This window comes from uncultured Roseobacter sp. (genome assembly GCF_947499265.1).
Classification (GTDB): domain Bacteria; phylum Pseudomonadota; class Alphaproteobacteria; order Rhodobacterales; family Rhodobacteraceae; genus Roseobacter.
On record NZ_CANMNK010000001.1, the window covers coordinates 961,048 to 970,416 of the forward strand.

A 9,369-nucleotide genomic window follows, 5' to 3' on the forward strand; every position below is an offset into this window, starting at 1 on the left:
TCCTCCCCAACGTCTACGGGGCGTGGCGATGCGCGCTATCCGTTCTTGCAGAACAGGTCGTAGACCAGATCAAGTATCTGAACCGCACGTTGATCTGTCAAACTGTAATAGATTGCCTTGCCCTCGCGGCGCGGCGAAACGAGCCCTTCGGTGCGCAGGCGTGACAGCTGCTGCGACACCGCCGCTTGCCGGGCCGACAGCAGTTCTTCCAATTCTGTGACAGTCTTTTCGCCGGTGGCCAGATGGCACAAGATCATCAAACGCCCCTCATGGCTAATCGCTTTGAGGAAGTTCGACGCGTTGCATGCGTTTTCCATCATGCGCTCGATCTCGGCGTCAGACATGTCTTTGGTGATGACGGGCAGGGACATTTCGGATCGGATATCTAACACGTTTCAATCCTCATACGCGTGTCGCGGTCGGATGGCAATTCGAGGCCGCTTTGGCGCGACAGGTTTGGGAGCAAATGCTCAGGAATCAGGCGCGGGCGGGACCGCATGTTCATTCAGCAGCTTGCTGAGCAAAAACCAGAAGAATTCGTCACCCGCGTAGCCTTCGATCCGGCCGAGTTCCGCGCCGTTTTCGACCAGAACGAAGGTGGGCGTGAAAACCGGTTCCGATGCAAAGGTGATGTCATCCGGCAGATCGCGCAGGTCGACACGGCGCAATGGTGCGCGTTTCCCGTCATCGGTTTTGGGATAAATATGGGCGATATCGGCATTCCACCGTGCGCACCAATGGCACCCGTTTTGTTCCACCATGATCAGATCGGCCGTGATCGCGGGCAGCGGCGCGGTGCTGAGAGCAAGGGCAAGCAAAAGGCGTTTCATCGGGGCTCCGATTGACGGATGAGTTTAAACATATAATATCTTGAATATGTAATCAGCACAAGCACCGGGGCAATTTGGGATGTTGGACGTCACTTTGTTTGGGGCTTTTGTGGGCGGGTTGATCGTCTTCTTTTCGCCCTGCGTCCTGCCGATTGTGCCGTTTTATCTCAGTTATATGGCGGGCGCGTCGATGTCCGAGATCAGCGCCGAAGGGACACTTTCCAGTGGCGTGCTCCGTCGGGCGTTTCTCGCATCGATCATGTTTTCAATGGGCATTATCACTGTGTTTGTCCTGCTGGGCGCGGCGGCCTACGGGCTGAGCCAGAGCTTTCGCAGCGCACAGACCGAGTTCCGCATCGTGGCGGCGTTGATCGTGCTGGTGATGGGGCTGCATTTTCTGGGCGTGCTGCGGATCGGCTTTCTCAACCGGGCGTTTCAGATGGAGGCTGGGGATACAAAAAACATGTCGGTGCTGGGGGCTTATCTGGTCGGCTTTGCCTTTGCGGCGGGGTGGACCCCTTGCGTTGGTGGCGTGCTGACGGCGGTTGTCTTTACCGCCAGTACCGAAGCGACAGCGCTGCGCGGGCTCGTCCTGCTGCTGGTTTTCGGCGTGGCGATGACCACGCCCTTTGTCATCGCGTCGCTCTTCATCGGGCCGTTTTTGAAGTTTGTCGCCCGGTTCCGGCAACATCTGCCCAAGGTGGAAAAGGCGATGGGGCTGCTGATGATCGTCTTTGCCGGGCTCATCGCCACCGACAGCGTCAACTACATCGCGCAGTGGATGCTGCAAACCTTTCCAGCTTTTCAAAACATATAAGGAGACCGTCCGATGAAACGCCTGTTGATCCTGTTGTGCCTGTCGGCGCTGCCTGCTTTCGCCGCCGAGCTTGGCGATGATGGTCTGCACAAGACGGACTGGATGCGCGACACCTTCAAAGATCTGAGCGAAGACCTGGAGGAGGCGAACGCGGAAGGGAAGCGATTGGTCCTGATGATCGAACAGCGGGGGTGTATCTATTGCACGAAGATGCATGAGGATGTTTTCCCGCGCGAGGAGATCGCCAGCTACATCCGTGACAACTTCTTTGTGGTGCAGGTGAATTTGCATGGTGATACCGAGGTTACCGACTTTGATGGGGAGGTGCTTTCGGAAAAGCAGGCGGCGCGTAAATGGGGCCTGCTGTTCACGCCGTCGATTCTGTTCCTGCCTGAAGAGGTGCCGGAGGGGGCCACGGCGCAGACTGCCGCCGTTGCCATGATGCCGGGGGCCTTTGGGGCGGGAACCACGCTCGACATGTTCACCTGGGTCCAGGAGAAACGGTACGCGCTTGATTCCGAAGAGGATTTTCAGCGCTACCACGCACGGCGCATTCAGGAGCGGGCGGATGGGTCGGCAGATTGAACCGAAAACAAATTCACAAAACCGAATTTGACCTTGATCAATCACGTTTTTGTGTCCTATGGTATGCCAATAATTGAATGTGTTTGGGAGGACGCATGAGACCCAACTTTCTCGCAATTCTTGTTCTGGCCGCATCCGTCCAAACGGTGAGCGCCGGAGAGATTACCCCGACCGCCGTCGTGTTTACGGATGGCAGCGTCGAAGAATCACTGACCGGTTTACCGGGGGATGCGGAGAAGGGCCGCGAAATCGTCGGCGACAAAAGTCTCGGCAACTGTGTCGCCTGCCACGAGGTCAGTGATCTGGCCGAAGTGCCGTTCCACGGTGAGATCGGGCCGATGCTTGATGGTGCCGGTGAGCGCTGGAGCGAAGCCGAACTGCGTGGAATCGTCGCCAATGCGAAAATGATGTTCGAAGACAGCCTGATGCCATCTTTCTATAAAACAGAAGGTTTTTTCCGTCCTGGCAACGCCTACACCGGTGAGGCCGCGGATGACACATTTGGCCCGCTCTTAAGCGCTCAGCAAATCGAAGACGTGGTGGCCTATCTGTCCACCCTGAAAGAGTAACGACCCGGATGAGGTCAAAGGAGGTTCACGCATGGAACTGACACGACGTAATGCAATTTTGATGGGGGCGGGGGCCGTCCTGATCGCTGGCGTTCCGCTGAAGGTCGCGGCTGCCGCCGGTGCTGACGAAATCGCAGCCTTCACCGGTGGTGCGGAGATCGGCGCAGGGGATATCAAGCTGATCGCGCCGGAGATTGCGGAGAATGGCAATACAGTGCCCATCGAAGTGTCCTCGGACACGGCGGTGGAGATTCTGGTGCTGGCGCTGGGGAACCCGACGCCACCGGTTGCGACGTTCAAGTTCGGCAAGCTTTCCGCCTCGCGCGCGGCGTCCACGCGCATCCGCCTGGCGGGCACGCAGGAGGTTGTTGCCATCGCGAAGCTGGCGGACGGTTCTTTCGTTCAGGATACCTCGACGGTGAAAGTGACAATTGGCGGCTGCGGCGGCTGACCCGCAGGGATCGGCTCCGGTATCCGGAGCGCGCCCAGCGTGACAACAGAATTCAGGAGAATGAGACATGGCAAAAGGTGTGAAACCCCGCGTTAAGGTGCCCAAGACGGCGGCTGCTGGTGACACGATCACGATCAAGACGCTGATCAGCCACAAAATGGAATCCGGGCAGCGCAAGGATGATGATGGCAATGTGATCCCGCGGTCGATCATCAACCGCTTTACCTGTGATTTTAACGGCGAAAACGTCATCGATGTCGTGCTGGAGCCGGCGATTTCCACAAACCCCTATCTGGAGTTCGAGGCCGTCGTACCGGAAGCGGGCGAATTTGTTTTCACCTGGTACGACGATGACGGCTCGGTCTACGACACAAGCAAAAAGATCGCGATCGAGTGACATGAGTGTCTGGGGAGGGACAAGGATGAAAAAGCTGACGGGTGTCATGCTGGCAAGCGCATTGGTGGCCACACCGCTGATCGCGGAGCCGGTGGACGACACGCTTATTCTCAACGAGGACGTCACACTGGTGACGCGTACCGCAGCCCCCGCCCATGTGGCGGATGTCATGGATGAGGTGATTTCGGGCTGGCATTTCCGCGGCACTGAAACGCGCGCCATGCAGGCCGATGATTTCGACAACCCCGGCATGATCTTTGTGGAGCAGGCCGAGGATGTCTGGAACACGGCGGAGGGGTCCGAGGGTAAATCCTGTGCAAGCTGCCACGGTGCGTCTGAGGAGATGGCCGGGGTGCGCCCGGTCTACCCGAAATACAACGAGGCCGCGGGCGAGGTGCGCACGCTGGAAATGCAGATCAACGACTGCCGCGAAAACCGGATGGGCGCTGAAAAGTGGAAATACACCGGCGGCGACATGGTCAATATGACCGCGCTGATCGCGTCAGTGTCCCGGGGCATGCCGGTGAATGTGGCCATCGATGGGCCAGCGCAATCCACCTGGGAGGCGGGCAAGGATCTCTACTACACCCGCACCGGACAGCTGGAGCTTGCCTGCGCTTCCTGCCACGAGCAGAACTATGGTAACATGATCCGCGCGGACCATCTCAGCCAGGGGCACATCAACGGCTTTCCAACGTATCGGTTGAAGAACACCAAGCTGAATGCGGTGCACGCGCGGTTCAAAGGATGCGTGCGCGACACAAGGGCGGAGACCTTCAAGCCGGGCAGCCCGGAGTTCGTGGCGTTGGAGCTTTACGTCGCCTCGCGCGGCAATGGCCTGCACGTCGAAGGGCCCTCGGTTAGAAACTAGACATCGATTGCCCCGTACGATGGACGTGCGGGGTTTTCTCTTTCGAATACATTCAGGAATACGCATATGATATCCCGACGCGACTTTCTCCAGACCAGTATGGCCGCCAGTGCGCTGCTTGGTGCGTCCGGTTTCGGGCAATGGGGTCGGATCGCGGCGCAACAGACGCTGACACAGGACCAGCTTTTGCAGTTTGAGACCTTCGGGAATGTCTCGCTGATCCACATCACGGATATCCACGCGCAGCTGAAGCCGATCTATTTTCGCGAGCCGTCCATAAATATTGGCGTTGGCGAGAACAAGGGAGCCGTGCCGCATCTCACGGGTGCGGAGTTCCGCAGAAAATACGGGATTGAAGACGGTTCCTACGCGCATTACGCTCTGTCAGCGGGTGACTTTGAGGCCTTGGCAAAAGGTTATGGGCGCGTCGGCGGGTTGGACCGCGTCGCCACGGTGATCAACCAGATCCGGTCCGAGCGGCCTGATGCGCTGTTGCTCGACGGCGGTGATACCTGGCACGGCAGCTATACCTGCTATCAGACGCAAGGTCAGGATATGGTTGATGTGATGAACGCGCTGAAGCCCGACGCGATGACGTTTCATTGGGAATTCACGCTGGGCTCGGACCGGGTGAACGAGATCGTTGAGAGGCTGCCCTTTGCGGCGCTGGGGCAGAACATATTCGACGCCGAATGGGATGAGCCTGCCGAGCTTTTCCCGCCTTATCAGTTCTTTGAACGGGGGGGCGTGAAAGTAGCTGTGATCGGACAGGCCTTTCCTTACATGCCGATCGCCAATCCGGGCTGGATGTTTCCTGAATACGCCTTTGGCATTCGCGACGAGAACATGCAGACGATGGTCGATGAGGTGCGCAGTCAGGGCGCTGATCTGGTGGTTTGCCTCAGCCACAATGGTTTCGATGTCGACAAGAAGATGGCGGGCATCGTCACGGGCATCGACGTGATCCTGTCCGGCCATACCCATGATGCGCTGCCGGAACCAGTGGTGATCGGCGACACGGTCATCGTGGCCTCGGGCAGCAACGGAAAATTTGTCAGCCGTGTCGATCTGGACGTGCGGGACGGGCGCATGATGGGCTTCCGGCATAAGCTGATCCCGATCCTGTCGGACGTGATCACACCCGATGCGGACGTGGCCGCCGTGATCGACACCGTGCGTGCGCCTTACGAAGACACGCTGGCAGAGGTAATCGGACAGACCGACAGCCTGCTATACCGCCGGGGCAATTTCAACGGCACCTGGGATGATCTGATCTGCGACGCGTTGCTGTCAGAGCGTGAGGCGGACATCGCGCTCAGCCCTGGCGTGCGGTGGGGGCCGTCGCTCCTGCCGGGGCAGGACATCACGCGCGAGGACATCTGGAACGTCACCTCGATGAGTTACGGTGCGGCGTATCGCACTGAAATGACGGGCGAATTCCTGCACGTAGTTCTGGAGGACGTGGCCGACAACCTCTTCAACCCTGATCCCTATTACCAGCAAGGCGGCGACATGGTGCGCACAGGCGGGCTAGGATACCGCATCGATATCAGCAAACCGCAAGGCAGCCGCATCACCGATCTGGTCTTGCTCAAGACCGGCGAGAAGATCGACCCCGCCAAAACCTATCAGGTCGCCGGATGGGCCTCGGTCAATGAAGGCACCGAAGGGCCACAGATCTGGGATGTGGTAGAAAACCATATCCGCAAACAGGGCACCGTCAGCATCACCTCCAACAACAGTGTTGAGGTGGTCGGCGCATGAGCAAAAGAGACACGGAGGCACCTATGTCGCAGAGTTTCAAACCATCCCGCCGCGGGTTTCTGCGTGGTGCGGCGGCCAGCACGGCGCTGGTTGCCGGGGCGGCGCGGTCGGGCACGCCGGATCCGCTGATCACCGAGGTGCAGGAGTGGGCCAGCGGTCTTGGGGAGGGTGTGGATGCAACGCCCTACGGGCTGCCCATCGAGTACGAAAGCGATGTGGTCCGCCGCAATGTCGAATGGCTGACCGCCGACACCATCAGTTCCATCAATTTCACGCCGATCCATGCGCTGGATGGCACCATCACGCCGCAGGGCTGTGCCTTCGAGAGGCATCATTCCGGTGCGATTGACCTTAGAAAAGAAGATTACCGGTTGATGATCAACGGTCTGGTGGAGACGCCGCTGGTGTTTTCCTACGCCGATCTGGAACGTTTCCCGCGCGAAAACCACGTGTATTTCTGCGAATGTGCGGCGAATACCGGCATGGAATGGGCCGGGGCACAGCTCAATGGCGCGCAGTTCACCCATGGCATGATCCACAACATGGAATACACCGGCGTGCCGCTGCGCACGATCCTGGCGGAGGCGGGGCTTGGGGCGGCGGGCGATCTGGCAGACAAATGGGTCTATGTCGAGGGCGCGGATGCGTCGTCCAACGGCCGCTCGATCCCCATGGAAAAGGCGCTGGATGACGTGCTGGTCGCCTTCAAGGCCAACGGCGAAGCTTTGCGCAAGGAACATGGGTATCCGGTGCGGCTGGTTGTGCCCGGTTGGGAAGGCAACATGTGGGTCAAATGGCTGCGCCGGGTCGAGGTCATGGACGGCCCGGTGGAGAGCCGCGAAGAGACCAGCAAATACACCGATACACTGGAAGACGGCACCAGCCGGAAATGGACATGGGAAATGGACGCGAAATCGGTCGTAACCTCCCCCAGCCCGCAAGCGCCGATCACACATGGGTCCGGTCCGCTGGTGATCACGGGGCTTGCGTGGTCCGGGCATGGCGCGATCACGCGGGTGGATGTCTCGAAAGACGGCGGCGTTACATGGGAGACCGCGCGGCTGGCCAAGCCCGGCGAGAAGATGGCGCTGACGCGGTTCTATCTCGACACCACATGGGACGGCGAAGAGATGTTCCTGCAGTCCCGCGCCATGGATGAAACCGGGTATGTGCAACCCACCAAGGCGCAGCTGCGCGAGGTACGGGGGCTGAACTCGATCTATCACAACAACTGTATCCAGACGTGGTGGGTGCGCCCGACCGGGGAGGCGGAAAATGTCGAAGTTTCTTAAACTCTGTGTGGCGCTTGGTATTCTCAGCACACCCGCGTTCGCCGAAGGATATGGGTTGGGCCGTCCGGCGTTACCCGAAGAAATTGCCGCCTGGGATATAGACGTGCGCCCGGACGGCACCGGCTTGCCAGCGGGCTCGGGCGATGTGCTGACGGGCGAGGAAGTCTTTGCCGACCAATGTGCGGCTTGCCATGGCGATTTTGCGGAAGGCGTGGACAATTGGCCAAAACTGGCGGGCGGTTGGGACACATTGGCGGATGATGACCCGCTGAAAACCGTGGGCAGCTATTGGCCGCATCTCTCGACCGCATGGGACTACGTCAACCGATCCATGCCTTTTGGGGCGGCGCAGACGCTGGAGGCGGATGAGGTCTATGCCATCGTTGCCTACATTCTCTATTCCAACGATCTGGTGGATGAAGATTTCGTGCTCTCGGACGAAAATCTGGCATCCTTCACGCTGCCCAATGCGGAGGGCTTCATTGTCGACGATCGGATCGAGACAGAACATAGCCAATGGGTCGGTGAGCCCTGCATGAGTGATTGCAAGGAGGCGGTCGAAGTGACCATGCGTGCCATGGTGCTCGATGTCACACCTGAGCAAGAGGCCAGCGCGACCGAGGCGGCGCCAGAGGAGGTGGTCGAGGTCGCCGCCGTTGATCCGGAGTTGATCACATCCGGAGAGAAGGTTTTCAAGAAATGCAAGGCCTGCCATCAGATTGGCGAGGGGGCCAAGAATCGCTCAGGGCCGATCCTCTCTGGTATCGTTGGGCGACCGGCGGGCACGGTGGAGGGGTTCAAGTATTCCGGGCCGCTCAAAACCATGGCCGAAGAGGGCCTGGTCTGGGATGAAGAGTCCCTTACCGCCTTTCTGGCCAAGCCAAAGGCGTTCATGAAAGGCACCAAGATGAGCTTTGCAGGCCTGAGGAAAGAAGATGATCTGGCCGCCATCATCGCGTATCTGGCGTCCTTCCCGCAATGACTTTGCGCAGGCTCTCTCTTTTGACGGCGGCGGTTGGGCTTCTGGCCGGATCGCTGGCGGCGCAGGAGTTGGGTGACGCGGAGGCGGGTGAAAAGGTTTTTTCCAAGTGTAAGGGCTGTCATCAAATTGGTGCCGGAGCCAAGGATCGCATCGGGCCGCACCTGAACGGCATATTCGGTCGCCGGGCAGCGGCGCATGGATCTTTTGACTATTCGGAGGCGATGGAACGCGCCGGAGCCGACGGGATGGTCTGGACCGCTCGGACGCTGGATGCCTATCTGGAAAACCCGCGCGCTCTGGTTTCCAAGACGCGCATGAGTTTCCGCGGGCTCAAGGATCCGACGGATCGGGCCAATGTTCTGGCCTATATGCGCGATTTTTCCGACAACCCGCGTGATGTGCCGGAGGCGGAACCGACCGCGCGCGCGACAGATCATGACCTGGACCCGAAGATACTGGCGATACAGGGAGATCCTGAATATGGCGAATATCTCTCCAATGAATGTCTGACGTGTCACCGGGCGGATGGCAGCGCTGAGGGTATTCCCTCGATCACGCGCTGGCCCACTGACGACTTTGTCGTCGCGATGCATGCCTACAAAAACAAGCTCCGCCCGCATCCGGTGATGCAGATGATGGCGGGGCGGTTGAATGACGAGGAGATTGCGGCGTTGGCCGCCTATTTCAAGGACCTCGATTAACGGGGCTTTTCTGGGAGGAAAGATTTATGAAACTGAACCGACGCATTTTTCTGGGCACTGGGGCGGCTGCGCTGTCTGCGCCGCATGTTTTGGCGGAGGGGCATGGCCGG

The 9,369-nt window shown here is 59.2% G+C and carries 12 protein-coding genes; 10 read left to right on the forward strand and 2 right to left on the reverse strand.

All coding sequences use genetic code 11. From position 1 onward, the window contains the following. Nucleotides 1-35: 35 nt before the first annotated feature. Nucleotides 36-371 (reverse strand): metalloregulator ArsR/SmtB family transcription factor, encoded by a 336-nt coding sequence (locus Q1A63_RS04595; RefSeq protein ID WP_298969546.1) that lies wholly within the window; start codon nucleotides 369-371, stop codon nucleotides 36-38. Between the two features lie 99 nt (nucleotides 372-470). Beyond that, nucleotides 471-830, reverse strand: coding sequence for a hypothetical protein (locus tag Q1A63_RS04600; protein WP_298969547.1), 360 nt, complete (start codon nucleotides 828-830; stop codon nucleotides 471-473). A gap of 79 nt (nucleotides 831-909) precedes the next feature. Between Q1A63_RS04600 and Q1A63_RS04605 the strand changes: the two genes are divergently transcribed. The 10 genes from Q1A63_RS04605 to Q1A63_RS04650 all read left to right on the forward strand — a co-directional run bounded on the left by Q1A63_RS04605 (nucleotide 910) and on the right by Q1A63_RS04650 (nucleotide 9,259). Beyond that, on the forward strand, nucleotides 910-1,647 hold the full coding sequence (locus Q1A63_RS04605; protein WP_299630826.1) for a cytochrome c biogenesis protein CcdA: 738 nt from the start codon (nucleotides 910-912) through the stop codon (nucleotides 1,645-1,647). Nucleotides 1,648-1,659: 12 nt separating this feature from the next. Next, the gene (locus Q1A63_RS04610; protein ID WP_298969549.1) at nucleotides 1,660-2,232 is read left to right on the forward strand and encodes a thioredoxin family protein; all 573 of its coding nucleotides are present in this window, start codon (nucleotides 1,660-1,662) and stop codon (nucleotides 2,230-2,232) included. A 95-nt stretch (nucleotides 2,233-2,327) separates the two neighbouring features. Then, the gene (gene soxX, locus Q1A63_RS04615) at nucleotides 2,328-2,801 is read left to right on the forward strand and encodes a sulfur oxidation c-type cytochrome SoxX (RefSeq protein WP_298969550.1); all 474 of its coding nucleotides are present in this window, start codon (nucleotides 2,328-2,330) and stop codon (nucleotides 2,799-2,801) included. A gap of 31 nt (nucleotides 2,802-2,832) precedes the next feature. Then, entirely contained in the window at nucleotides 2,833-3,252 is a 420-nt protein-coding gene (gene soxY, locus Q1A63_RS04620) for a thiosulfate oxidation carrier protein SoxY (RefSeq protein ID WP_298969551.1), read from the forward strand. Between the two features lie 67 nt (nucleotides 3,253-3,319). Next, on the forward strand, nucleotides 3,320-3,649 hold the full coding sequence (soxZ, locus tag Q1A63_RS04625) for a thiosulfate oxidation carrier complex protein SoxZ (RefSeq protein ID WP_298969552.1): 330 nt from the start codon (nucleotides 3,320-3,322) through the stop codon (nucleotides 3,647-3,649). 46 nt (nucleotides 3,650-3,695) lie between these two features. Further along, nucleotides 3,696-4,520 (forward strand): sulfur oxidation c-type cytochrome SoxA, encoded by an 825-nt coding sequence (gene soxA / locus Q1A63_RS04630; protein WP_298969593.1) that lies wholly within the window; start codon nucleotides 3,696-3,698, stop codon nucleotides 4,518-4,520. A gap of 66 nt (nucleotides 4,521-4,586) precedes the next feature. Next, the gene (soxB, locus tag Q1A63_RS04635; protein ID WP_298969553.1) at nucleotides 4,587-6,284 is read left to right on the forward strand and encodes a thiosulfohydrolase SoxB; all 1,698 of its coding nucleotides are present in this window, start codon (nucleotides 4,587-4,589) and stop codon (nucleotides 6,282-6,284) included. Between the two features lie 23 nt (nucleotides 6,285-6,307). Further along, nucleotides 6,308-7,576: a sulfite dehydrogenase gene (gene soxC / locus Q1A63_RS04640; RefSeq protein WP_298969594.1), complete on the forward strand. Its 1,269-nt coding sequence runs from the start codon at nucleotides 6,308-6,310 to the stop codon at nucleotides 7,574-7,576. Continuing rightward, entirely contained in the window at nucleotides 7,560-8,558 is a 999-nt protein-coding gene (locus Q1A63_RS04645) for a c-type cytochrome (protein WP_298969554.1), read from the forward strand. The genes soxC and Q1A63_RS04645 overlap by 17 nt, the downstream gene beginning before the upstream one ends. Beyond that, on the forward strand, nucleotides 8,555-9,259 hold the full coding sequence (locus Q1A63_RS04650; RefSeq protein WP_298969555.1) for a c-type cytochrome: 705 nt from the start codon (nucleotides 8,555-8,557) through the stop codon (nucleotides 9,257-9,259). Before Q1A63_RS04645 ends, Q1A63_RS04650 begins: the two co-directional genes overlap by 4 nt. Nucleotides 9,260-9,369: the final 110 nt, after the last annotated feature.

Bases quoted from the DNA above. Each gene is read 5' to 3' on its own strand.
- Q1A63_RS04595 (WP_298969546.1), bottom strand. From the start codon at position 371: ATGTCCCTGCCCGTCATCACCAAAGACATGTCTGACGCCGAGATCGAG.
- soxA (WP_298969593.1), top strand. From the start codon at position 3,696: ATGCTGGCAAGCGCATTGGTGGCCACACCGCTGATCGCGGAGCCGGTG.
- Q1A63_RS04610 (WP_298969549.1), top strand. From the start codon at position 1,660: ATGAAACGCCTGTTGATCCTGTTGTGCCTGTCGGCGCTGCCTGCTTTC.
- Q1A63_RS04645 (WP_298969554.1), top strand. From the start codon at position 7,560: ATGTCGAAGTTTCTTAAACTCTGTGTGGCGCTTGGTATTCTCAGCACA.
- Q1A63_RS04600 (WP_298969547.1), bottom strand. From the start codon at position 830: ATGAAACGCCTTTTGCTTGCCCTTGCTCTCAGCACCGCGCCGCTGCCC.
- soxB (WP_298969553.1), top strand. From the start codon at position 4,587: ATGATATCCCGACGCGACTTTCTCCAGACCAGTATGGCCGCCAGTGCG.
- Q1A63_RS04650 (WP_298969555.1), top strand. From the start codon at position 8,555: ATGACTTTGCGCAGGCTCTCTCTTTTGACGGCGGCGGTTGGGCTTCTG.
- soxC (WP_298969594.1), top strand. From the start codon at position 6,308: ATGTCGCAGAGTTTCAAACCATCCCGCCGCGGGTTTCTGCGTGGTGCG.
- Q1A63_RS04605 (WP_299630826.1), top strand. From the start codon at position 910: ATGTTGGACGTCACTTTGTTTGGGGCTTTTGTGGGCGGGTTGATCGTC.
- soxX (WP_298969550.1), top strand. From the start codon at position 2,328: ATGAGACCCAACTTTCTCGCAATTCTTGTTCTGGCCGCATCCGTCCAA.
- soxZ (WP_298969552.1), top strand. From the start codon at position 3,320: ATGGCAAAAGGTGTGAAACCCCGCGTTAAGGTGCCCAAGACGGCGGCT.
- soxY (WP_298969551.1), top strand. From the start codon at position 2,833: ATGGAACTGACACGACGTAATGCAATTTTGATGGGGGCGGGGGCCGTC.